Genomic DNA, 26,881 nt, shown 5'->3' on the forward strand with positions numbered 1-26,881 from the left:
GATACAGCATCAACTGTAGTTTGAATTCCTTGTCTTGCCGCTTAGATTCATGTTGCTATTGGTCTTCGTTTATTACTGCAATATTTTCTGTGCGATAAATGCTAGATCACTAATGTCTACCTTACCGTCCTTGTTCACATCAGATTTCTTGAACTTGTTCCAATCCGGATCAGCTGATGTTTTTCCGTAAGCAGCCGCTGCAATGGACAAGTCACCGATAGAGAATTTACCATCTCCGTTAAGATCACCGATCTCTCCAGAAGGTTTAATGACAGATTCCAAGAATGTGTTCAGTGCAGTAGTCAGATCAAGGATCGACTGATCTACTTCTGATTGTTCAGCACCGGTATTATCAGCTATGCCTTGAGCTTTACGAATCACATCTTGAAGCACTGCCTTAGAACCAACTGGATATTGCCCTTCCTCGGTACCTTCTTCTGCCGCATCGAGTTTACTTTTCGCATTGGAAATAAGACTAATAAGAGCTTCTTTATTAACTGTTGAGCCTTTCTTGATCAGTACTTGATGTGAACCGCCAGACAGCTCTTTCTCTTCACCGAGACTATTTGCAATCTGCAATTTAGCAAGTGTAATCGTCGCAGCTCCTTCTTTCTCTGCTGCACTCGCACTAAATCGAAGTCTTAACATGTCTCCCTTAGCGTCGTTACCCTTCGGGTTCGCAAGAATGATACGAACTTGACCCGAAGTTGTTAATTCATTAACGATCATCGTATTCTCACCCGCTTTTTCGGCAGATATATACTCGAGCTGGGCTGGATCATACGTGAAAGTCAAATCCTGGGCGTATGCTTCCTGTGGTGTATTGCCGAGGCTGTAGACCAAGTCAAAGGTCTTACCAGCTGTAACTTCATCAGGGCCTGTAAGATGAGAATCCGGTTCTGGTTCTGCTTCATCTTCTTTGATCAACTTGGCGTCCGCCCAGTCACCATGGTCCTCCTCGTTACCGTCACCGTTATCTAGGACAACAAGCTTTAATTCCTTGACCTTACTAACGTCTAAGCGAACTTCTTTGGCTGGTGTAGCCGCTCTCATTAATCCACTGTCATAGGCTTTTTTCCCGTCAAGAAACACCTGGAATACGATCGTGTTCTTACCAGCAGCCGTGCTGCCGATTTCTTGGTCAACCCCGACAATAGTTTCGAAGGCTGTGAAATGTTTTCCGCTCAGATCGTAAATGATTTCTGAGTTCGCATGCGTACCCATACCTTTTTCGTAAGTGTCGACTCCAGAGGATCCCATGAGGCGGATCGGCTGGCCTTCCACGCTCTTATCCTTCTGTACAGTCATCCATCCTGACGTTGCACTTTTCCAATCCATATCGCTGAGGTAGTAATCCACCACATTAAACTTAATTTCATAGGTTTCAGTAGTCTTTCCGTCGGCAGAGGTTGCAGTAACTACAGTTGTTCCGGTTAGATCTTTAGCCGGTTTGATACCAATCACAACGCTTTCGCCTGCAGCATCAGCCGTAACTACAGGCACCTTCGTTGTGCCACGAAGCACATTGTAGGTATAACTGGTCTTCTCTGGATCAAATCCCGCTAAAGCTTTCCCGTCTATTTTAATCGCCCCAACAAGATGGACTGTGGAGACCCCCTTACTCAAGCTCATGAGATCGGTTGTGTTAGACGGAATAGGTCTAAGCGTATAGCTGTAGTTATACGTCTTATTAGCTAGAAGCATATACGGAGCATGAGGTTTAGCTCCCCAGCTGTTGTCTCCTCCGAGTCCCATCTGCTTATAATTCAGTCGAAGTGTAATATCTTCTCGATATGGCACTTCATGTGGATGCTTTGGACCGTCAAGGTCCTCTGGTGTATGATGCAAAGCATTGGCTTCGATGGTAGGACTTCCAATGGCCATAAGTCCTGCTCCATCGTTATTGGTCAATGCAACCCAGCGTACATCCGTTTTATTACCTGTTTCTGAAGGCTCAATATAAGGAAAAAACTGATCTTTAACTTTACCGCTATATTGACCAACATCCGAACCTGAATTACGGTCCTGATAATTCTCTTGTGGACCGCGTCCGTACCATGTCATCTGCTCAAATTGTCCCGGAATCGTCATGAGATTACCGACTTCAGGAATTTCAGGCAGGCTTGCACCACCCGGCTTCAGTTCGCTGGCTACCTTGATATCTCCATTTCCAAAAATTGTATAAGAGGTCTTATACGTAGATACGGTTGATGTAGGGAGTGTTTCTTCAACATCGATTCGCACAGCCTTTTCTCCGATTTTGAATACCTCAATACGGGTGACGGATCTATTCTTTCCTGCATTTTTCCAGGTTGCCGTTCTGCCCGGATGGCCATTCCCTTTATCATTGTCGATAGGGGCTCTCCAAAAATTCGGCACAGGTCCATTATTAATCAGTTCAGTCCCGTCGTAGCGGAATGAATCAAGCGTGCCTGTTGTTTTATTAAATACAATCTCCATATCTTCCGCAGATACGCTTACACGTTCCGTAGTCTCATCCACTTTCAAATCTGACATTGTTGAAAGATCAAGTGCCGATGAATGGTCTGAATCCACTGGAAGTTTAAACTGCTGTTTAGCAATTTCATGCCCTTTTTTCGCCCAAAGTGTGTCCTTCTTCAATTTAAAGCTAATATTCATCCAGTACTCCACACCAGGCTTAGAGGAAGGCAGCTTATACGGAAGGGTCACCTGTTTCGAGGAAAGTCCCGGTACATTCAGGGATGACGCATCGATAACTCCCTGTTCAATCAACTGATTATCCGCTCTAACTTCCCAGGTTCCTTCGTACGCATTAAGATTTGTGAACAAGAACTCATTTTTAAGCTCGATCGTTCCAGCACTCAAATCAATGGCCTTTACCAAAATATCTTGATACACCTGCTTTACTTCCCATAGCTCAGGCTGAACAACCCGGTCAGCTGTAATCAGACCATTCGCCATGAAATTACCGTCATTAGGGGAATCTCCAAAGTCTCCCCCGTAGGCAAGATACTCCGTCGATTCAAGTGTCTCTGATTTAGCATCCTCCGGATTAAAATCCATCCAGAGAACCGTGCTGCTATCCGCAGTCCGTCCATTATTATTCAGCTCTTCAAGGGTGAGTCCCCTGTTGTAGATACGAACCTTGTCAAACATCATGTTAGAAGACCTGCCCATTTCCGTATCTTTACCAATTGCAAGCGGATAGGTGCTTGCTGCGATATTGCCTGTAAATGCCCTTGTAGCAACAATTTTTCCGTCTACAAAAAGCTTCAGATCTGTTCCGTTATACGTGCCAGCCACATGATGCCAATTGTTCAGCCAATTCGTGGGCAAATCCGCAGTAGCAGCTGTCCATACACCGTTTCGGTAAACAAAAAATTCGAGCTTGTTATTCCCGTTCATTTTTAATGCAAACTGTGTATCCCCTTTTGCCACAACCGGACTGTTCGCAATGTTGGCAAGCGGCTTCACCCATGCTTCCAACGTTAACGGCCCTGTAAGATTAAACTTGGAGTTATTAGGTAGTGTCACAGAAGGCGCAGCACTTTTGCCAGGTTTTAATACACCAACTACATCACTCTCATTAGAGGCGACCACGCCGGTATAATCCGCTTCGTAAGAATGAGTAGCATCAGTTAGATAGGTTCGCTCAGATGGTGTACTTACCCGAACCGCTTGATCTACCCAGTCCCAAATATATCCACCTTGCAAGTTCGGATATTTGCGTATAAGATCCCAGTATTCTTGCAGATTTCCAACGCTGTTCCCCATTGCGTGAGCATATTCACACAAAATGTATGGTCGTGGATCACTGCCTTTCGCATACGTCTCTACCGTCGTAACCGGAGAGTACATCTGGCTGACCATATCGGTAACTCTCGGATCGTTATAACCCTCATAATGAATGGGCCGAGTGGGATCCAGACTGCGAATGTATTCAGATTGTGCGATAAAGTTAGATCCCGAACCAGATTCATTACCAAGTGACCAGATCAGAACGGATGGATGATTCTTATCGCGCTCTACCAGACTCGCAGAACGATCCTTGACATTCTCTAACCATTCCGGTCTATTCGTCGGAACTGAATTCCAGACCCCATGTGTTTCAAGGTTCACTTCGTTTAAAATATAAATGCCATAACGGTTAGCAAGATCATACCAAAACGGATGGTTCGGGTAATGGGACGTCCGCACAGCATTCACATTGAACTGTTTCATTAATTCGATGTCTTTAATCATGAGATCCAGATCGAGAGTCCGCCCCGTGTCTGGACTTGTTTCATGACGATTCACACCTTTGAGCAAGATCGGCTTACCATTCAGCTTCATCTGCTGCTTACCGCTACCGCCTTCCTCAACCTCAATTTCAAACTCTCTAAACCCAACTTTTGTTCCAGCAGCTTCGATCACACGTCCACTTGAATCTTTTAGACTGAAGACAAGAGTATATAGATTCGGAGCTTCGGCGGACCATTTCAGCGGATTCTTCACTTGTTTCGATCCACTAACCTCCATCTCAGACATTCCATTCAATTTGGCATCCATTGTGATTGGCTCTTGAAACACAGGTTGTTCGTTCGAATCGTATAGCATTGCTTCAACGGTATGACTAACCGGTACTGCATTAATTAAATTACGAACATCTACCTTTACATTCAGAGAAGCGTCTTTATACTGTGCATCCAAATCAGTCACTACCGTAAAATCTCTGATCTGAACGGATGGAGTGCTATACATAAACACATCCCGAATGATACCGCTAAGACGAAGGAAATCCTGATCTTCAAGCCAACTTCCGTCTGACCAACGATATACCTCAACCGACAGTTTATTCTCTCCTGCCTTCAAATAAGGGGTAATGTTAAAGTCCTTGGCTGTAAAGCTATCCTCGCTGTAACCGACCTTTTGGCCATTTACCCAGACATAAAATGCACTTTCCACTCCCTGAAAGGAGAGGAATACCTGTCTGTCGTCCCAATGATCAGGCACTTTAAATGTCCGCTGATATGAACCTACCGGGTTGTATTCCGTTGGAGCATATGGCGGTTGAACATTTGTGCTATTGCCATTGCCCCAGAAAGGATAGGTAACGTTCGTATAAATCGGAAAATCGTATCCCTGGAGCTGCCAATCCCCAGGAACTTTTATTTCCTCCCATGCGCTTGTATCATAAGTTTCTTTGTAAAAATCTACCGGCCTGGAAGCTGGATTCTTCGCCATGTTAAATTTCCATTGTCCATTCAAGGATTGGTAATACGGCGAAGGGTTCTCCAGCATAGCCGATATCATATCCGCGCCTTTTAGTGCGGAGCCGGCGTCACCATATGGAATAAATGAAGCATGAGCGGGTTCACGGTTGATCTGGAAGACATCCGGATTGTTATTCCATTCCGGATCATCTGCCGAGTCAGCCGCATTCGCTTGAAGTCCGGTAAAGCTCGTGGAAATCATGAATATGAATAATAAGCACAGCATAGCCCGCTTTAGCTTCATATGATTTTTCACCGTCCACTTCATTTAATAAGAGAGATAATACAACCTTTATTCAATAACAATGTCTTTAGCTATAAGCACCAGGTCCGTCAGATCGACCTTGCCGTCACTATTGATGTCTGCCCGTTTCGCCTTATCCCAATCTGGGTCGGCTGAAGTCTTACCGTAGTTAGCGGCGACAATAGCCAGATCGCCGATGCTGACTTTGCCATCACCATTCAAATCCTTAGAAAGCTCTGGCACTGTTGATGTGGTGAACTTCACCTGAACCGAGGAAGTGGCTGCGCTTATTTCCTGTCCTTCGCTATCCCCAAGCGTTGCACGCTTTACAACAATCTGTCCGGTTTGGGGTTCTGTCAGATCCTTAGCCTTAAAGGTAATCTTTGCTACTTCAACATTCCCTTTAATCGCACTCCCTGAACCTTGACTAGCCAGAATCAGACGCACAATGCCTTCAGTATTCTTCGTCTCAAGGATACCCACGCCGTCCACCAACGCATTAGCGGATACATAATCCATTAGTGAAGCGTCGAATGCAATCGTGATATCTTGTGCATACACCGCCTCTGTAACATTGTGTAGGCCTAACGTTATATCGAAATTCTGACCATAAGGAACGGTTTGCAGAGCAGCTAAGCTTGTTGCTGCTTCATCTAAAACCTCCCTTACCACTGTAATCTTGCTCACCGCTTTATATCCGCCGGATACAGTAGTTGCTGTAATATCAGCGGTTCCTGCCTTTAACGCGGTTACGACAGCTTTCCCGCCTTGAACTTGAACAGTCGCAGTTGCTTCATCGCTGCTGCTCCAGGTCACCTGATTATTCGTTGCATTCCCTGGTTGAAGTGACGCACTTAGCGTTTGTGTTTCTCCGGTCTTCATCGAAATCTCAGCTTTATCCAGCTTGATACCGGTTACCGGAACTTCAGGAACGTTATTGCTGTACATAAAATTATCAAATACGGTAACTGAAAGACCAAATACTCTTGCCCCCATTTTCCCCGCATCTGTTGGGATCTGTGCAATTGCTGCCTCAAAATAGGTCGTTCCATTGACAATCAGCGTTACATGTTTCCCTTCAAACTTCACTTTTACTGTTGATGTCTTGCCTTTTTTCAATTGAGCGGCCTGAGCATTAGTTAATAAACCATAGGAATCCTGAGCGTTCACCCAGTACCAAGCACCTTGATCAAAGCCTATAGAAGCCCAAGCGTCATTATTGACATAACGTAAAATAACACCCGTTCGGATAACATCACTCTGTGGTGTAATCTTAAACTCAATCTCACCATCTCCAATGATCGGAGATTGCTGATCGATAAACAGATTATTTACACTATTCGAGGTGAATTTAACGGCATGCTCACCCGCTTGATCAGGTGCTTCCGCAAGCTCCATACGTCCGACACCTTTACCGATGACATGCTCCCAGCCTTCGAGCGAGTTATTCTCAAAGCTCGCTGAATATCTCACAGGCGCTGGGACTTCTACAGGATCGTCGGGGTTAGGAGCGTAGACTTCAAATTCATACATGGAGTAACCGTAGGTTCCGACTCGCTTCGTACCTAACATTCGAACATATCTCGCTTGTTCAGTTGGGAATTTGATGATTTCTACTCCGCCAACGCCAGCGTTAGTCGTATAAACGTCCCTCCAATTCTCCGCATTATTGGATACTTGAACTTTGTAGCCTTTGGCATAAGCACTTTCCCACTTGAAAATAACCTTGCTAATGTCTGTACTTTGGCCTAAATCAATATAGATCCACTCGTTGTCGGTATATTTAGAGGACCAGCGAGAAGCACCCGTATCAACCTCATCCACTACAAGACTAGCCGGAAATTGAGGTACCTCGACGGAAGAAGCTACTGCTGTTTTGTGCGCAGCTAAATTGATGGTCCAAGCGGGTGATCCTGCTTCCTCCGCAATTTCTTTACCGGACAGCACCCGATTAAAAATCTTAAATTCATCCAATCGTCCAGTGAATGCTTTGGATGAGCTGCCGATTATAGCCGCAGGTAGCATGCTCGTTACTGAAACAGATCCTTTTAGATCCCCGTCGATATACAGGGAGGTTCCATTTAGATCTCCTCTGAAGGCAACATGTACCCAGCGCCCAACCGGAATCGCTGCATTAAAGCTGTAATCATAGCCCTCTCGGGTGAATCCGGCATTTGGTGACTCTTTCTGCTTCAGCTTAAGTGCACCATATTCGGATTCCATCAGAATCTTCTCATCCGCTTCTTGTTGATCATCAAGCTTAACCCACGTGGAGACCGTCCAAGGGAAGCCCTTTATTTGAAGCGGTGTTTGAATATGATCTGAAGTCCCTGCAAACCGTAGGCCTTTTCCTGTTTTTCCATCATCCACGCGAGTAACGCCAACTCCTAATGTAGCATCATAGGAATTTCCGGACTGATCAGAGACCGTCTGCGCGCCTTCTTCAAATGGATAATGAACAACAAGATCAGTAGCCGTATTCACTTCATGTAATAAATTTGTTCCAGGACCTTCACCTAGCTTGGCTGACAACTGCTGGAACTCGGTGAATGTGCTGTCCGTGGACTGGCCTCTCCACATTTTTTCTGCAAGGACAGGCATCGCTTTCTTCACACGATCGTGGACGTCCGCCTCACTTACTTTCTTGCCCATCATATCGTTCCAGCTCCCAAACATCGCACCGAGCAGGTTCGGCTCACCTTCCTGCAGCTTGATATTTCCACCAAAGTTCGTTGGGTCCCAGTTATTAAACAACCCCTGTGAATCCAGATAATCATGGTAATATCCAGCCTTCGGTACAATGTAGAGCATGGAATCAACCGTATTGATAATTTTGAATCCATCTCTCACCGATGCTACCGGATCTTGCCAACCGTTATTCCAGGCATTTACGGCTATATCCTTATCTACTACCGTGGTACCTGGGAATGCATTCAAGCTGCCCCACATTCTTGATTTCTTTCCCTTGCTCTTTAAGTGTTCGTTCATCGTGTTCAAAAACTCGCGATACTTCTCAAAAGTAGTCCGGTCATTAGGTGCGAATTCATCGCCTCCAAAATGAACCGTTTCTGAATCAAACCATTCCCCATCTAAATATTCGTCCCACACATCCTTGATGAAATCGACCGTTTCCTGACGTGTAATATCCAGATGATCGACAGGCAAATTATCCTTAACCAGATCTGGTCTAACCTTTGTAAATGAAAGAGCATGACTGGGGGTATCAATTTCCGGTGTGATGTTAAGTCCCCGTATTTTGGCGATGTCCTGCAATTCACGCATATCCTGTTTCGTGTAGTAACCATCCTTTGCCGTTAATTCCGGGTATTTGGTACTTTCTAAACGAAAAGCCGTATATTTGTTCCAATGCTCCCGGCTGTTATCCTTAAAAATTTCGTTATCGTTCAAATGAAGCTGGAAATCATTCATTTTGTAATAGGACATAAATTTAGCGTAATCCTTCAGGAAGTCTAACGTGAAAAACTTGCGTCCTACATCAAGCATAAAACCGCGTTCTCCATACTTAGGAAAATCCTTCGCTACCCCTTTTACAATGCTGGTCTTCTCAGGATCTTGCTCCAAAATCTGTAGTGCCGTTCTTGTTGCATAGAACACACCGGTCTCGGTGTTTGCATGTATTTCCACATAATCTCCTACTTCAAAGTAGTAGCCCTCCTTGCCAATCGATTCATCAGCTGTCTTATCGAGCCTAAGCAGGAAGTCCCCTTTAGAAGCAGGCTTATTTTGAACAATTGGTAAATCGTATCCAGTTAATTCTTTAAGATCCTCTTGAAAGACCTCTGCGGTAGCTGGTAGTTCACATAAACATTCACTCGTGGGGATTACGATTCTGGAATTGTCAGTCATCTTGAAGGAACCACTACCGCCAGTCCACTCTTGTAAACTTGGTATCACTTTTGGTTTAGCGTTCTCAGCTTCAGCCGCTGCTGCAAATTGTAGTGGAATAGAGTAAAGCACTAGACAAAAAACTGTAAAGCCGTACAACCATTTTTTCATCTTCATCCTCCTACGAGTCAAATCATCCCTTTTGAAAAAAACCAGGTACATCATGTTTAGTTACTCACACATGTACCTGGCCTATGATCTTGATTACTCTACAATTTTGCGAGCTACAATAACCAAATCTTCCAATCCGACTTTGCCGTCACCGTCCATATCTGCTTTCTTCGCTTTCTCCCAATCAGGGCTTGCTGTAGTCTTGCCATACTGCGCTGCAACCATTGCCAGATCCCCGATCGTTATTTTACCGTCACCGTTGATGTCTCCTTGCGTTCCTTTCTTACCAATCTCGATATTTACGGAAGAGTTCGCTGCCGAAATTTCTTTACCCTGATCATCTGAAATAATTGCACTCTTAACAGCAATTGCCCCATTCACCGTTTGGCTAACTTCCTTCGCTTTAAAGATTAATTCGAGGACGTCTGCACTGTTACTAACTCCATGGGTCGTACCTTCACTTGCTACAATAAAGCGAAGTTTACCTGGAGTGCTGTTGACTGAATCAATAACGCTTACCCCACTAATTAACGAACGCGCCTCAACGAAATCCATAACATCCGCGGCATATTCTAGGGCGATGTCCTGCGCAAAAATCTTATCAGACAGATTCCGTAGTCCATATTGGACTTTGAACACTTCTCCCGGCTGAACTCGACTTGGCGCTGTCAAAGTGGAGGAAGATTTTAACTCGCCGTCTGTTTCAGATACGATAACCCGGCTGGTTGCAGCGAAGCCCCCATCCATTGTTGTTGCCGTAATTACGGCTTCGCCTGCTTTCAATCCCCTAACAAGTGCATGATCGTCTTGCTGTTCAACGGTTGCTACAGCTTCATCACTGCTGCTCCAGAGCACTTTTTTATTCGAAGCATTCAGAGGCTTTATCGCAGCGTTCAATTCGCCCGTGCTGCCTACTTTAATCTCCAGCCGTTCTTTATCCATAACGACGCCTGTGACTTTTACTGCCTCTGCCTCATCCTCCGTCTTGAACACATTGAGTTCTGCAGCAGATGCGAAGGTACCCACGCCTTCTATAGCCTCAAGTCTCAAATGTGTTGCTTCTACAGCTGTAAAGCGAACAATTTTTGTGGTCTGATCGAGTGACCATGATCCTTCTGCCATTTTTGTGAAGTTCGTTCCGTCAACACTCGTGTACAGGTTATAGCTTGTAATCGTTCCATTGGTTCCAGATACTCTAGGTGAATAATTGAATTGATTAATGTTATATTTGCCTCCGAGGTCCAAAGTAATGGATTCCGGTAAGTGTGCCGGAGTCCATTTCGTATGCCAGATTGTAGACATATCTCCATCGAGTGCAAGACTCGCTTCACCTCCAGGCTGGAAGCTACTTGCCGTTGCAGTCATTTGTGATTGTGGAATTTGCGTGTTAGGCATATACACATTAATCGTCGAGGTTGCACTTTTTTTACTTCCATCTTTTGCGGTAGCAGTAATGACCGCCGTACCGGCTTGAAGTGCAGTAACTTTTCCGGCCTGATCCACGGATACAATTTCCGGGTGGTCAGAAGTCCAGAGCAGTGTCCGGTCATGCGCATTTGCTGGTTTAACCAGAGCGCTAACGGAACTAGACTCTCCTTTGTTCAGATCCATCTTATTTGGCGTTAATGTAATAGTCGAAACAAGTACACCTTCCTCCGGAACGATCGCACCCTCATCATCGACGCGAATGTTATCGACCACCAGCGTACCGGTTAACTCCTTCTGACTATTCAGCTTGTTTTTGATAATAGCCAGATAGGCATCTTTCACCCCTTCGGTTGTAAAAGATAGATCCAGCGTGTCGCGTCCTTCTTTCAAATTCTCACTAACCAGATCACGAACTACCCCATTCTCCTTCACTCGAACAGCCACTGTGTACATATCCGTCTCATCTGAATTGTAGTCCATCGTCAGATGGTAGCGGTTATCCTCCTTCATTCGGAGCGTGTGAGGCAATGTACGTAGCCATTCACCTGTTGCATCTTCATTCGTTTTAAGCGACCAATTACCATCCAGAACATAAGTCATGATCTGATTGTCGCCCTTTTCAACTAAATGCGTACGAACTGGACCTATTTTAGAATAAACGAAGGGACCCCAGCCCTCATCAACGTTCTCGAAATCCTCGAACAATACAGAATTACCTGCGTCAGTTTTGGTTGGATTCTCCCATACTCTCACATCGTCAAAGGTTACAGTCGAACTTCCATCTTCTACATTTAAATAGAGATTGGCGGTCTCACTTACCGCATCAAAGGTAACCTTAATCCGCTGGAAATTCGTGCTCACATATTTATGCTGCTGGGCTAAAAAGCCATGCTCCGTGTTATCCAGTGTATTGACAACCTTGTCAGCCCCTTGCTTCACAGCGATTTCCACAGTGCGTTTTCCATCTACTTTCACCCATACTGATGCAGAATACGTCTTGCCCGGTGTAAGTCCGGTCATCTCCTGCTGAATTACTGCATCACCAGGACCCTTCACTTGAAGCTGGTCATCGGCGTTACTGTTCTTCACAAATTTAATGTGATCATCACTTGCAGCTGTGGAAGATTTCTTCCAGTTTCCGAATGTTTGGCTGTCAAAGCCCGGATCTTTAACCGAACTCCCTTCGCCCCATACCATTTCCGGCTCTTCAGCAGCTGTTGTCTTATACAGGGCATAACCAATCCCCGGCTGCGCTGTAAGTGTGACCTTACCTCCAGTTACTTCTACACTGCCAACATGCTCACGTCCCAAATCTGTCAGCTTATATAACTGTGCCGACGTTACGTTACTCCATGATTCTGGAAGACTCCAAGTCGTTTGGCCACCCGCTGGATTCCAGTGATAGATTTTATCCTCTGTCTCAGGACTCCATGGAATAAAGACCGTACTGTCACTAATGTTGCTGCTATCTGTCATGATAGCGATTTCACGTCCATCCTTACTTAAATGAATCTTACCGTCCTGCTTACGTTCAACTAGAACCTTCTCTGCAAAGTCAATGCGGTTATCGGTCATCTTGATAATCGGGAAATGCTGCATATATTTTGTTGGTAGATTGTGATTGAAGAATGCCGCACTTGTTGATTGGTAGCTGTAGAATGGAGCACTGTTTTGCCAGTAACCCACGCCTACCTGCTTATTCCCTTTCAGTAAAGGGGTTGTTAAGAAGCCATCCAGCGATTGATTCCGCAGGAAACGGGTAACTTTACTATCGTCACCTTGGTTCGGGTACCCCGGATCTGTTCCCCAGTGAACCCAAGAGGCCTGCTCAAACAGAGGTCCTGCAAATTCTGTTCCGAGCATCCAGCCGTTACCGTTGATATAATCTGCGAGTTTCTTCGCATTATAATCGGCACCGTCATATACATCCACATATACAAAGGAAAGGTTGTTGCCTGTGTCGCTTTTCAGCATATCCAGACGTCTTTTTAATTCACCGGATTCCACATCTTTGGTTTTGTTAACATAGAATGTTTGATCCAGCCAGCCCCAGCCTTTACTCAAAGGCTGATTCATATTTTCCATTTTGGTGCCGAAAGCATCCAGCGCGTATTCTGTTGCGTTAATGTGTACACCGCCGCGGATATTGTATTTCTTTCCTTCACTCAAAATATAATTAAAATCCTTCTCTCCACCCTGACGAATACCGATATGACCGCCGTAATCCGGGTGAGAGTCATCATGACCTTCCGCTTGATATCCTTTGAATAGAATCAGCTGTCCAAAGCCATCCGTGAGATTAGAGATCTTCTTCGCATTATCAAAAGCACGCAAGAACGGTGAAGTTGTAGTAGATCCGATATTCATGCTGATATAAGAGATATTGTCCCTTATCATTTCACTGCCGGTTGGAGCATCCGTATTCTGACGATATACAATGGCCCCATCTTGCCAGTCCACAACGTTGTCTCCATTCGCATCTGGTGTCAGTACAACTTTAGCCCAAGGTAGAGGTTCCGGATCGAGCACTGCACTTCCACGATAAACCCATGATCCTCCCGATATTGTTGCTTTTTTCGTATGGAGCGCCGTATCATCGCCTACCTTAATACGCACCTTATCATAGCCGTTTACTACATTCGTAATTACACTCGCAGCTAAGACGTCAGAGTTAACGAATGCATAGGTACGGCTCCCACTAACGTCTGCTACTTGCGTCTTAATGTTGTTAAATTCGTCCTGTACAATGTTCCAGCCACCAGTTATGCGAACGGCCGTTTCCTGCGCTGTAGGCTGAGTACCAATGACAGAAACAAGGTCATGATTCGGGAAGCCAATGGTCTTCACTTTTTCGGTACCATTCTCTTCGATGCTGGCCACTTTGAACTGAAGAATGTTATCCTGAACCTCCATTTCAACTTTGAGGTTCACTTTAATTTCTGGAATCTGAATTGTGTAGGCTGCAACCTCACCATGTGTGGCATCTGCTGCTTTTTTACTAAAATCAGAAGCGACAACGAAATAAGACTTCTCGTTGATTTTTATTTCATTAAATCCATTTAACTGTCCATACATTTCCGCGCCGCTGTCTAACCATGTGTATTGTTTAACCCGTGGGAATTCTTTATCGATTTCGACCTTCATCGTATCCGAGCTTAAAGTTTCTGTAATCGTAATCGGCCTTGGTACTGGATCCGTGGATACAATTGGAGTTACCTTCACATCGTCAATCCATAGGGTCTTGTTATTAAACCAGCTGCGAAGTCCAATCTTTCCTGCACTTGTCGATAAAGAGGGAAGACTCGTCGTAAGCACGTTGTTGCCATCGATTGATAAACTTATGCTATCCTTCTCATATCGCAATTTGAGGGTATACTGTTGGTCCGCAGCAAAAGTAAAACTAGGAGCCGTAATATTTCCATACGATTCCGTTCCTCCTTTCATTGCATCCCAGCCCCAAGTACCCGCATCATATTGGATAACATTGTAGTTATTGCTATCGACGAATCGGTAGACCAGTCCAAATCGAGTGGCAGGCTGGCTAAACTTTAACTTCACCTCATATTCAGCGTTAGCTACCTGAGGTGAATCTTGGTCTGCTATAATAACAACCCCTGTTGTCACCGCCTTAACAGCACCTTGATCCGCCGAAAAAATAGTTGTCCCCTTAGCTGGAGTCCATCCGCTGATGTTGCCATCATTATAATCTCTGAAATACACATCCGATTCTTGAGCTGCAAATACGGCTGCCGATGGCAAGCCAATCTGTACCCCTAGCAACAACGTCAATAGTAAGCTAACCGCTTTGTAACGTTTTCTCATCTCTACGACCTCTTTTCACTTAAATATAAGTAGAATGAACATTATAAATTCACATATTTCCTTTAATTGTATGTTTTTAACATCGAAAGGCCATAATGAGCCCTCCTTCCATAAGAAGGTGCGTCATTATATGTTTTTTTGTATTACTTGGAGTTTAACAATCGCTTGATAACTGCGGCTGATTCCGCTCTTGTAGCAGATTCTTTTGGCGCAAATGTAGTCTGAGTCCTACCTTTCATTAATCCAGATTTCAAGGCAAACCCAACCGACGCTTTAGCCCACGGGCTTATTTTACTATCATCTTTAAATGTAGTAGTGGAATCTGAGACCATACTTTCGACCTTTACGCCGGAAGCATAAGCATTCGCTCGCATCAGCATCGTTGTCATTTCTTCACGAGTAATGCTTTTTTCCGGAGCAAATTTCGTCTTGGACAAACCACTAATAATTCCGGCCGCATAAGCTTTCTTTACCGTATCTTCGTACCAAACCCCTGATTTCACATCCGTAAACGGATTACTTCCAGAACCTTCTGTAAGATCTAATGCTCTAGCTATAAGAGCTGCAAATTGTGCACGAGTGATGTTATTATTCGGAGCAAAGCTGTCGGCATCCATGCCTTCAACAATTCCTTTAGTGACCATTTCCATGATATCTTGCTTCGCCCAATGTGAGACGATGTCGCTGAAAATCTTGGTAAAGGTTGAGGATTGATTCGGGGTGAATTCCTGATCTTTCAAATTACGATCAAGAACTTTTAATGCGGTCCATTTTACTGCAGTTGTACCAGCCCTTTTAGCTTTAAAGGTAATCGTGGCAATGTCCAAATTACCCTTATCACCATTCACATTTCCAATTTTGGTATGGGCAATCGTAATTTCACTGTTTTTAACGATTGGAGATACAGAAAATCCTTTGATCTTCGTTTCTGCTTTTACAATCTCAAGCACTTTCGGGTCAAAATTAAATTTAGCTTCATATGCGTATAAATCTTGAATATCTTTACCCTTTAATGTAACGGTGAACGTAGAATTAGCAGATTCAGTAGCTGATGTCTGCATCTCGAAGTCAGAGACTTTTTCAGCATGGACTGTACTTAACCACATGGAAGAACATAACGTACAGATTAGTGCGAACGTGAATCGTTTGCGTCTCATAAGAACATCCCTTCACCCGTGAATTTTAACTCCCCCCTATCATATGGATTTTGAAACCGGATACACATGATTTATTTTGTTCAAAAATGATTATTTTTGTTATTCTTTCTCTCTGCGATAAGCTAAGGGGCTAATTCCTGTGATTTTTTTAAAAATACGACTGAAATGTTCCGGATTCACGTATCCTACTTGCTCAGAAACCTCATATATTTTCATTCCGCTCTCCAGCGCCTTTTTAGCCTTTTCGATTCGCAGATTCGTCAGAAATTGAATGAAATTAACACCTATTTCTTTGGAGAATTGTTTGCTTAAATAGCTCTCGCTTACACCGACGATCTGACTAATATTTGACAAATGGACATCTTCGTTAAAGTTTTTCTCTAATAGCTCTTTCGTTTTAGCAACAACAGGGCTGAGAAAGCATTCCTTAGGTTGGTCTTTCGGATGCAGCTTTTGATGCAGATGTTCCAAGAACAGTCGGCACCAATGCACCGTAGTCTCCCAGGTTTCCTGCTTATAAATATGATCCGTGATGGGATATGGCAGCTTATCATGAAGCTTTTCCCAAGAAACGCCTTTTTGATAAATTAATGCGCTTGCCTCCCAAGTCATATCGACTACATCTGATTTAATAAGCTCAGGTGAACAAGGGTATCGCTGAATCAACAAGTTACAGCAGTGTTCATAAACCTCCTGCCATTTCATTAAATCCGGATCACTTAATGACTTCAGCATTTCGGTTCTAGCCAAATACCATACTTCTTTCCAGTCACTTTCCTTAATAGATGGACGCCTTTCAGCTTCCGGATAATATAATCGATTGTACCCTTGGTAGAAACTCAAGCCTGCTAATCGTTCCGCTTGGCGGAATAATCGGTTCCACTGGTGAAGACCATCTACAATGTCACTGATGCCCATAGACAGCTTCAAATTAATAAATTGCTTTAATCTCATGCTCACTTCTGACAAGATGATGTCTGTCAATCTACGAACGGCAATAATGCTGCATTGCTCTGGAAAAGAGAAGAACAATACGTAATGCCTGTCATCATATCTGCATACTTTGCAGATCCCTTCACTTCTACTCCGATTCGTTACTGTTCGTATCGTCTGCATAATCATACGGTGTGAATCTTCAAATTGAACGGTATCTGATAGCCTAAGAAGTGCAACCTCCAGATTTTTTTCCCCCATATGCTTTCGAACAAGCTCCAACGAAGACGTTATATCATCGTCTGTCACTTCTAAAGAATCCGATAGGCACAGTCGATGCAAAATAGAACAGATCGAGGCTTCTACGTCCTCTAAGTTTGATGCTGACTTTGAGGAGCTTTGCCGCCGCTTCAATTCATCCACAGTCTTAGTCAGTACCGGTGCAATATAAGTTTCATCTAACTTGGCTTTAACAATGTAATCAAAGGCACCGAGCACAAAGGAATCTCTTACAAAAGAATAATCTCCGTATGCGCTAAGCATGATGGTTAACGGTTGATTCGAAAAAGTAGTGTTATTCAGTGCTTCGAGTAGTTCTACTCCATTCATATTTGGCATTTGAATATCCGCCAGAACTAGATCCACATCCTGATGGATTTTCAGCATATTTAATGCCTCCTTACCATCTCCTGCTTCCCCTGCAATCTCAAATTCGGTCGAAGCAATGGATATATACTCCCGAAGAGCTAATCTAGCTAATGGTTCATCATCAACAATGAGAGCTTTAAATTTCATCATAAATCCCTCCATAATTGATCTATAGGATTACCTCAAAGCCTCAACCGCTATCTCCCAATCATCATTCAATTTTTCTTGAATATCGGACACCTCAGCACCTGAAAAAATTTCTTGTGCAGCCTTCTTCTCATCGAACTGTATAGCATTTTTTACTTTTTCAAATTTCTCATCGATTCCCAGGTACATAAACGGCTCAAAGGGGTGCTTTTCTTGAACATTGTTGAAGAACGGCAGGAATGATTCAATATTGATCACTGTCGATGAATTTTGCGAATAGTTAATATACACTTGGTAAACGTCTCGGCTAAATACCCATTCCAAAAATGCTTTAACCTCTTCCGTATTTTTGGAATTTTTATTGATCGCCATATATTGATCTGGCATAGTGATTGCCTGCAAACGTTCTGAAGCAGTCTCTCTCCAGGGTAAGGTGAACGCATCTAAATCTTTATCATCCTTCATTTTGGACAAATGATCTCTAAGGTACCACTGGCCGAGTGCAAGCATGGCCGCTTCATTATTTTGAAACAGCTGCGTTGCCTGATCCACACCAATGTTGAGTGCATCGGGCCCAGCAAGTTCATTCTCTGCTATTTTCTTGATCATCACTGCTGCTTTCTCAAAGGGAGAACCTTTTCCGAAAGGACGTTTCGTTTGTGCAATTGAGGATAAATAATTCTCATCCTTGGATAGTAGAGGCGGCCCGAACTCAGTGAAAGGATAAAACGTCCAATTCTCTTTCCCGCCAATCGCAATCGGAATATATTTACCATCCGCTTTGATCTTCATCATCACATCCATAAATTCATCCATCGTTTGCGGTATCTCTACGCCGACCTCTTGAAAGATACTTGGATGGTAATAGACATATTCAGAGAAGGATACAAGCGGCAAACCAAGAATGGAATGATCTATTCTAGCGGGATATTTATTGTTTTTTGCTGCGGCTAATCCATCCAGTGGAAGAAGTACTGCTTTGTAAGTGATTAGGTCATCTGGCTTCAGGTAAAAAATATCCGGCAAATCATTGGCTGCTAATCGAACCTTTAAATACTGACCGCTATTATCAGGAATCGTCTCTACTTCAACTGTTACATTAGGCTTAATTTTAGAGTAGTCTCTTACCTTTTCCGTCCAAAATTTGATATCTGTTTTCGCTTCCCACATGCCAAATTTTATTTTAATCGGTTGATCCAGATTCACCTTTTCCTGTTGTTGCTCTATTGCCCCTCCTTTGGAACTGAACTTACTTAAAGAGAAGAAGCCACCTACAAAAATAAGAGAAATGATCCCTATTAAGGACAAACGGAGTATTATTATTTTCACTTCTATTAATCACAGCCTTCGAAAAAAAGTTTATACCATCATACCTCCTCTGAGATTACACATGAATGATGTTTTCCCTCTGGACTATGATCTTTTATGCTCCTCCGCAGCGTTCTTCATCCTCCCTCCCCTAACAACTGATCCTGCATCTCTTCCTCCGGCGTGTCGATCAACGGTAGTCTTATCGATACTATCGTTCCCTGAGGTTTATTCTTCTCGTACTTTAAGCCGAAACGCCTCCCGTAATGTAGCTGAATTCGCTTATTAACGTTACTGTTTCCCATACCACTGAAAGAATGTTGATGGCGAATACCATCGCTATCATATTCCTGAGCATTCATATCCAACATACCTACCCCATTATCAGCTATGGTTATAAGAAGATCTTCCGCTTGTTTGCTCACTATGATTTCGATGATACCAGGATAGTCAACATTCTTTAGTCCATGAATAATACTATTTTCTAAAATAGGTTGTAGTAGCAATTTCAATATATAATAACCTGCTAAATCCTCATCGACTTCCCATCTCGTTTGAATCGGTCTACCAAAACGAATCTCCATGATATACAAATAATTCTTTAAATGATCTATTTCCTCATCAATCGTAGTCAGAATTCCACCTCGATTAAAAGAAGAAGCCAGCAGACGAGTTAGGGCATGTGTCATATTCCGTATGTTATCTGCTTTACTGATTAAAGCCATAAACTTGATTGAATTGAGCGTATTTATTAAAAAGTGTGGATTAATCTGCGACTGAAGTGCCGCAAACTCCGCCTTTCGCTTCTCCACCTCTTGCCTTTCATGATGATAGAGTAAATCCTGAATACGCTCCGTCATATGATTAAAAGAATGCCCAAGCTTAATTAGCTCCAGGCTGCCTGTTCTCATAAATTTAGCGTTTAAATCACCTTCAGTCACCAGATCCATTTGCCGGAGAAGCTCATTTAACGGCTTAGTAACATTAGATACAAAGTAAAATGAAACAAGAATAAACGCTAAGATGATCATCAATGCAAACACCCAGACGATATAATTCACACTAAGGTAATTGGCTGTTAGATCAGCATATGGAATAGACTGTACTAGCCACCATCCGGTCTGATCAATCTTGGCGTAGGTTATCAGATTTCTATCATCACCATGAACATCCACAACGTACCCTTTTTCCTCCGGCCCACGATTTGCGAACCAGTGCATTTGGAATTCCCCCCCTCTAGAGGCAAGGGTATTGGATGAGATAATTTGACCTTCCTCTGTGACGATGAAAAGGCTGGATTCCGTATTATCACGTGACTGCAAAATATGATCAAAGGCACTACTCTCAAACGTAAAAAGAATCATTTCTAGCTGGGATAAAGGATTGATTACACTTGGAGATAGGGCAGCAACCATATTGTAAGGATTGTAGTTACCATATAAAATATTGGGCATCATCCCCAGAAAATGAACGCTATCGGGATTATTCAGCACCTGCCCATACCACGTTTTTTGGCGAAAATAAGAATCATCCAAATTCAAATTCTTTAAGTACGAATAGGATTTATGGTCTTTAAATAGGAAGTTCACCGACAGTACTCGTCCTGAGATAGAGGCCGTGTACTTCTCTATTAAGACCTTTAGTTCATAGTAAGCCTGCTGTTTCTCGACTCCACGCTTACGATTAATTTCATAAAGTTTTGCCATCACATCCCTGTCCATACCGATGGAAGCAAATAGACCCGTCAACCTCCTTATTTCCTGACTAACGGAATAGGAGATCGCTTGAGCTGTTTGTAGAGATCGTGATGTATTTTGCTGAAGAATATCTCGCTTATAAATATTTAGAATAATGATGGAGAATAAGATGATCGGCAGAATGACTACAAGTATAAAAAAAAGCCTTAAAGTGCTAGACATCCGCCAATTTTTTCTCATAAGTTCACTCCCCTTAAAAAGATAACTTATAAACGCTCACTTCCACCTCACCATGAATATTGAAGAAACATATTCCCTTAAATTTGTTCTACTTCCTGCATGGTGACAAAAGTACTCAGAATATTACACACATCCATTCACTTAATCTTTAAATCCGAGCTTTTTCCCAGTTTTCGACAACGTTACGAGTTGATTCAAAACGAAAAAGAGCCGACACTAATGTAGAAAGTTCTACTTTAGGATCAGCTCCTTTTGTCATTGAGTTATCTGATGTATTACTAATCGTGTATCATTCCATAATTCATTTTCCATTTTCTTATCTCCACCTGGATGTACGGGCACTATTGGATTGCCTGTTCCAACATTAAAATATCCCCCTGTGGTCTCCTGATATTTTGGATCGATCATTAAACGAATAATGATATCAGCTCCCTTACGTGGATTCCCAATATGAAGAAATTTCAATACCCGTTTAAGTATAGGTGCAAACCATAACTCACGCCCCAAACCCGTTACATTAAAACCAGGATTTAATGCGTGAACAATAACTCCGGTTCCTTTGAATTGGCGAGCAAGTTCAGCGGTAAACATGATATTAAGCAGCTTAGTTTTTCCATATATCTCTGACGAACCTCTAGCCGAAAAATCAGATGTATTTATCAAATCCTCCGGAAGCTTAAGTTCTCCATGATTGCGTGAAGCTTCAGAAGCTACATTTATAATTCTTGCACTTCCCGCTGCCTTCAAAGAAAGCTGTAAAGTATGAGTCAATATCCATGGGGCAAAATAGTTCACGGCCATCATTTCTGATATTCCTTCAGAAGTGATCCGCTGTTCAAACGCATGAAGTCCTGCGTTATTTAATAACACGTCTATCTTCGGATATGCGTCAGATATTTCTTGCCCCAAACGACTGACATCCTTCATTAAGGATAAGTCCCCATAGAAAAAATTTATTTCGGCAGCAGGTACGCTCTCTGTAATCATTTTCTGAGTAGCTTCTGCGCGACTTTCACTCCTAGCAGTCAGAACAAGATGAGAACCACGCTTTGCCATTTCAATGGCAACGAGTTGTCCCAAACCACTTGTAGCTCCAGTAATTACAATAATCGGTTTTGTCGTCATCTTCATTCTCCTTTATATAGGACTAAAACAGCTGCAAGTTCATTTTGACAGGATGTTATCGAAAACATATAATTGATATATGTCAACTATATTCAAGTGGTTGATATATGTCAACTAATTAAAAGTATAAAATTTTTGAATAATAATCTACGTTAGGTGGTTCAACCAATGAATGTCGAACGCAAAGATACGTTAAGAGGACAACTCGAGCTAAAGCTCGGCGAACAAATTAATGCGCTTATTAGCGCCTCACATGCACTGAATGTCAGAACTGCCGCCGCTTTCGATTCTTCTATACAACCTGCTGCTTTCCATATCGTCCGTTGGCTGTATTCCTATGGTCCGACTAGCGCCTCTGCTTTGGCGGAAGCAACAGCTATGGATCGTAGTTCGGTTAGTCGTCTTCTCAAACAGCTTGAGAATTTAGGGTATGTTAAAAGGGAAGACTCTCCACATGATCGTCGAGCTGTACTTCTTGCGCTCACAGAGCTTGGACGACAACAAACCTTTGCTGCGCTGCAGGATAAGGAGTTCGTATTTTACGAGCGTATTGCTCAATGGGATAACCAGCAGCTTGAGACCTTTACCGAAATGCTTAAGGAATTCAATGGATTTTAGCCATACTATGCATTGTGGAGTTAATTTTCATTTGCATAAAATAATTTAATTTGATAGTATAACTGACGAACGTTCGTTAATATTGAGGTGAATTTTTTTGAAAAGTAAAGAGATTAAAGACATTGCTTTGAAATGCTTCACAACTCACGGGTATGAAGGTGCTTCTTTGTCTCAAATTGCTGAGCAAGTCGGGATGAAAAAACAATCACTTTATGCCCATTTTAAAGGGAAAGATGATCTCTTTCTACAAGTCTTACAAGATGCTAAAGAGACAGAAATTTCATCCAAACTACAATATTTGAGTAAGGTGGGGACTCAAAATCCTAAAACGGATTTATTAGGATATCTGCAGTTGGTCATTGATATGTTTCAAAAGAACGAGCAGTTAAAATTTTGGCTGCGTATCTCTTTTTTTCCACCGCCCCATCTTGCTAAAGCGATTGATGAAGAAGTCATCGACACAGAGAAAAAGATTCAACCCGTACTTGAAAGTAAATTCCAAGCTTGGATCGATGCCAAAGTCATCATGGAAGATGCAGCCTCCATCCCAACGCTTGCCTTTTTAGGTGTAGTTGATTCGATTATGCTTGAGCTTGTGTATGGCAATAATGAGATCCGTTTAAATGAAAAACTGAATGCCTCATGGACCGTATTTTGGAGAGGTATTTCACAGCTGTGATTCTACAAAGAGAGGTATTTACTTCATGAAGAAACCATTGAAAGAACAAAAAACAGTCTTACTCATTTTGCTAAGTAATATATTCATTGTTTTTCTAGGTGTTGGACTGATTGTCCCTGTTATGCCATCCTTTATGAACATTATGCATTTGTCAGGTAAAACGATGGGGTATCTTGTAGCAGCATTTGCGTTCGCGCAATTACTCATGTCTCCTCTGGCTGGGCGATGGATTGACACTTACGGCAGAAAAAAAATGATCGTAATCGGCTTAGTACTCTTCAGCACGTCGGAATTAATCTTTGGTTTAGGCACACATGTATCCGTTCTTTATTTTGCCAGAATTCTTGGAGGGATTGCTGGTGCATTCATTATGCCTGCCGTCACTGCTTATGTTGCGGACATCACCTCAGTAGAGGAAAGACCTAAGGCAATGGGTTATGTTTCTGCCGCCATTAGTATTGGTTTTATTATTGGCCCAGGAATCGGAGGATTTATTACTGAACTAGGTATACGTGCTCCATTCTATTTTGCTGCTGGCTTCGCCTTAATCACTTGTATTTCGTCGATATTTATTCTGAAAGAGCCACTATCCAAAGAGCAGCTTTTGGAAATCAGTAATCTTAAAAAAGACACCAACTTTATCAGTGATCTGAAACGCTCGTTTCACCCAGCATATATTATTGCGTTTATTATTGTGTTTGTCCTCGCCTTTGGTTTATCGGCATATGAAACTGTGTTTAGCCTGTTTTCTGATCATAAATTTGGCTTCACTCCACGGGATATTGCAACCATCATTACAATAAGCTCAATCTTCGGGGTGGTTGTGCAGGTCTTTTTATTCGGTAAAATGGTAGATAAGCTCGGTGAAAAAAAACTCATTCAAATCTGCTTAATTGCTGGCGTAACCTTAGCAGTAGCCTCCACCATGATCAATAACTATTTAACTGTTCTGCTAGTTACCTGCTTCATCTTTCTCGCTTTTGACCTACTCCGTCCAGCATTAACGACCTATTTATCAAAAACGGCTGAAAAAGAGCAAGGCTTTGTCGCTGGCATGAACTCAACCTATACTAGCCTTGGTAATATCATCGGACCTGCATTAGGCGGAGTATTATTTGATGTAAACATCAACTATCCGTATCTCTTTGCGGCTGTCATTATGTTTATTGGACTTCTAATCACAATGGTATGGAAAGAAAAACAAGCTACTAGTGGGTTGGTAAACTAAGCGGTGGATCACTCACAAGAACAAATAAATTTGTGACAAAATATTTTTTTGTATATTTTAAATCAGCAAAAAGACACCCGATCAAACAAAACCGGGTGTCTTTTATTTTGACAAATCTCTATCGAATAATCCTCGCAACAGAATAATGCTGCCTGTAATACCTGAAAGCCTCCGCCCTTAAAAGTGCCTATTGCATCGGGAGCCCTGTTTCGCGAACTCCACATGTGTGGAGTATTCAGTGGGAACAACTTTATACGATGTGCCCCCATTAAATAAAATGCCAGACTACAGAAAATTGTGGTCTGGCAACTTGTTTATACCTATTCTTAGTTTGTTAGGTTTACGTATTACGTTTAAATCATACCTTAAAGTTCCTGTATTGCGAATTCAGTTTCGATACGATTTCATAATTCTTCAACCTAGAATGGATTGATCACATGGAAAAAGACGTTAGGCGATGCCATGCGGTAATAATAGCTGCACCAGCCTGCACCTTTGTCGGTGAAGCGGTTTGTCGTGCTATACAGCAATCGTTCCTGCTCCAGCTCCTCGATCCGCTCGAGCTTTCCGTCCGCATATTCTAACAGCCTCATGCTCGCTGTATCCAGCCGGCTTACGATGCCCCCGTAACGAATATCGAGCACCTCCCAGCCAAACGGCTTGAACATCGATAGCCATTGCTTCCGGTGTGCGGCGCGAAGCTTTAGTACTGACTGAGAGATTTCGGGCAAAACGTCCTCAGCAATCCGTCTAAGCAATGCCTTGTCGCCACTGTCATAAGCCCGCTTCAGCTCAAGCCCGATTTCACTCTTCTGCTTCAGCACCGCACACAGCTTTTGCGGCACCTCGAACAAGTAATCCAGCTCTGCCTCAGGCTTTCTGCGGCTAGCAATTTCACTTTCTGTCCATGCATAATGTGCCGTCATATCTAACCCATCAATCTGTTTGTCGAACAGCCCCAGCAGTACATCCTGATACAACAGAAACTTAGACGGATTGCTCTGCTTCTGATTATTTGGTGCAGCTCCTGGTGTCTCGTCCAAATACTTCAGCCCCATGTAAGCATCTGCCTCGATGCCGGTGCAGAACCGAACGCGCTCGGCCAGTACCTCGTCAGTCGGCGTGGACGAAGAATAGGCATGCTCCGCATAAAACTGCAAGCCGAGCAAAGCGATGTACGGATTGCTCTCCATTCCATCGTCACCCCACATCGTCGCATAAACTTCGCGAATGCCTTCCTTCTTGCATACCGTCAGCGCTGCATCGGTCGCCGGCAAGGATAGCCCGTAATTGACACCGAACGTATTGAATACCCACACCGCACCCGCAAAAATAAGATTATTGCCGAGCGGCCGGTGTTTAGCGATCAATGTTTCGTAGTCCCTCTCCTCGACGTGGTTATAGTCCCAGTAAACCATATCTATGTCCTTCGGAATGCGGCTCGACATGTCCTCTGATATTTGCGTCTCATGGCCGTAATAATCTTCACCGTTCGCCGAAGCCAGCTTCAGGAACATATCGCTCCACATCATCGCTTTCAGCCCTAAGCGTCGAGTTACTGCGAGCACCCGTTCCAGATGGCCTGTCATAATATCAAAACGGCTCATATGTCCATTGCGATCCAAAAATTTACCCCGTCCAAGCTCTTCCGCTTCATCCATGCCGATGTGGATTTTCCGGCTGCGGAACGGTGCGCTAATGCTGACAATCATATTTTCGACCAGACGATCAGTCTTCTCCGCTCCAACTAGCAACGCGCCTTTTGTATCTTTATATTCCTTTACCGGCTCCCATTTCAGAAACTCCTCCAAATGAGCCAGTGTCTGAATGCTCGGGAACGCTTCAATGCCGAATTGATCGGCATAATCGTCGATTTCCTTCAACTGAGCAGCAGAGTAGCGGCCGCGCATATAGCCGAAATAAGGCTCATCTTCTACCTCGTAAGTGTCTTCCAAATAGAGCATGACGCTATTCAAGCCCATCAGCGCCATTTTGCGCAGCATAAACTTGAAGCTTTCAACGGTCAGCACTCCATTGCGCGACAAATCAAACATCGGACCAATCGCATCGAATTGTTGTTGCTCTGTAATTTGAAACTTCTCTCCGCCACTAAACTTCTGAATCAACAATCCCAAGCCGCGGAAAAATTGATGTTTAGCGCCGTAACGAATATATGCACTTTTACCATTATAGCCAACTTCCAGTTTTCCTGAAGACGATTCTATCCACACGGGAATTCCGTCCTCCGACGATTCTGACTTAAGTTCGGCAAGCAGCAACTGAAGCCCTGATTGAAGCTCGCTCAATTCCCCCATAAAATGTAACTTCACTATCAATCCCTCCACATGAATGAAAT

Annotated in this window: 12 protein-coding genes; 3 read left to right on the forward strand and 9 right to left on the reverse strand. The window is 43.2% G+C overall.

Translation table 11 applies throughout. The features are described from left to right. Positions 1 to 72 precede the first annotated feature (72 nt). The 8 genes from CA600_RS16565 to CA600_RS16600 form a co-directional block, all read right to left on the reverse strand. Positions 73 to 5,478: a glycoside hydrolase family 2 TIM barrel-domain containing protein gene (locus CA600_RS16565; protein WP_094871483.1), complete on the reverse strand. Its 5,406-nt coding sequence runs from the start codon at positions 5,476 to 5,478 to the stop codon at positions 73 to 75. A gap of 48 nt (positions 5,479 to 5,526) precedes the next feature. Then, positions 5,527 to 9,495 carry a family 20 glycosylhydrolase gene (locus tag CA600_RS16570; protein WP_179281643.1) on the reverse strand — a complete coding sequence of 1,323 codons (3,969 nt, stop codon included), beginning with the start codon at positions 9,493 to 9,495 and terminating at the stop codon, positions 5,527 to 5,529. Positions 9,496 to 9,588: 93 nt separating this feature from the next. Continuing rightward, complete coding sequence (locus CA600_RS16575) at positions 9,589 to 14,745, reverse strand: endo-alpha-N-acetylgalactosaminidase family protein (protein WP_094871485.1); 5,157 nt, start codon at positions 14,743 to 14,745, stop codon at positions 9,589 to 9,591. A gap of 143 nt (positions 14,746 to 14,888) precedes the next feature. Continuing rightward, a complete protein-coding gene (locus CA600_RS16580; protein WP_094871486.1) occupies positions 14,889 to 15,902 on the reverse strand; it encodes an S-layer homology domain-containing protein in 1,014 nt (337 codons plus the stop codon). Between the two features lie 99 nt (positions 15,903 to 16,001). Next, positions 16,002 to 17,633 (reverse strand): response regulator transcription factor, encoded by a 1,632-nt coding sequence (locus CA600_RS16585; RefSeq protein WP_179281644.1) that lies wholly within the window; start codon positions 17,631 to 17,633, stop codon positions 16,002 to 16,004. Between the two features lie 27 nt (positions 17,634 to 17,660). Further along, positions 17,661 to 18,959 (reverse strand): ABC transporter substrate-binding protein, encoded by a 1,299-nt coding sequence (locus tag CA600_RS16590; protein ID WP_143812161.1) that lies wholly within the window; start codon positions 18,957 to 18,959, stop codon positions 17,661 to 17,663. A 116-nt stretch (positions 18,960 to 19,075) separates the two neighbouring features. Continuing rightward, the gene (locus tag CA600_RS16595; RefSeq protein ID WP_094871489.1) at positions 19,076 to 20,875 is read right to left on the reverse strand and encodes a cache domain-containing sensor histidine kinase; all 1,800 of its coding nucleotides are present in this window, start codon (positions 20,873 to 20,875) and stop codon (positions 19,076 to 19,078) included. Positions 20,876 to 21,130: 255 nt separating this feature from the next. After that, positions 21,131 to 22,000 carry an SDR family NAD(P)-dependent oxidoreductase gene (locus CA600_RS16600; RefSeq protein ID WP_094871490.1) on the reverse strand — a complete coding sequence of 290 codons (870 nt, stop codon included), beginning with the start codon at positions 21,998 to 22,000 and terminating at the stop codon, positions 21,131 to 21,133. Between the two features lie 168 nt (positions 22,001 to 22,168). On the opposite strand from CA600_RS16600, the gene CA600_RS16605 reads away from it, so the two are divergent. The 3 genes from CA600_RS16605 (at position 22,169) to CA600_RS16615 (ending at position 24,525) form a co-directional block, all read left to right on the forward strand. After that, positions 22,169 to 22,618 carry a MarR family winged helix-turn-helix transcriptional regulator gene (locus CA600_RS16605; protein WP_094871491.1) on the forward strand — a complete coding sequence of 150 codons (450 nt, stop codon included), beginning with the start codon at positions 22,169 to 22,171 and terminating at the stop codon, positions 22,616 to 22,618. Between the two features lie 97 nt (positions 22,619 to 22,715). Then, positions 22,716 to 23,297 carry a TetR/AcrR family transcriptional regulator gene (locus CA600_RS16610; RefSeq protein ID WP_094871492.1) on the forward strand — a complete coding sequence of 194 codons (582 nt, stop codon included), beginning with the start codon at positions 22,716 to 22,718 and terminating at the stop codon, positions 23,295 to 23,297. 25 nt (positions 23,298 to 23,322) lie between these two features. Next, positions 23,323 to 24,525 (forward strand): MFS transporter, encoded by a 1,203-nt coding sequence (locus tag CA600_RS16615; RefSeq protein WP_094871493.1) that lies wholly within the window; start codon positions 23,323 to 23,325, stop codon positions 24,523 to 24,525. Between the two features lie 419 nt (positions 24,526 to 24,944). Here the strand turns inward: CA600_RS16615 and CA600_RS16620 are convergent, their stop codons facing one another. Continuing rightward, positions 24,945 to 26,855: a beta-N-acetylhexosaminidase gene (locus CA600_RS16620; protein ID WP_094871494.1), complete on the reverse strand. Its 1,911-nt coding sequence runs from the start codon at positions 26,853 to 26,855 to the stop codon at positions 24,945 to 24,947. Positions 26,856 to 26,881: the final 26 nt, after the last annotated feature.

Origin of the sequence: Paenibacillus sp. VTT E-133280, assembly GCF_002264385.1 — a bacterium.
Taxonomy (GTDB): Bacteria; Bacillota; Bacilli; order Paenibacillales; family Paenibacillaceae; genus Paenibacillus_AQ; species Paenibacillus_AQ nitricinens.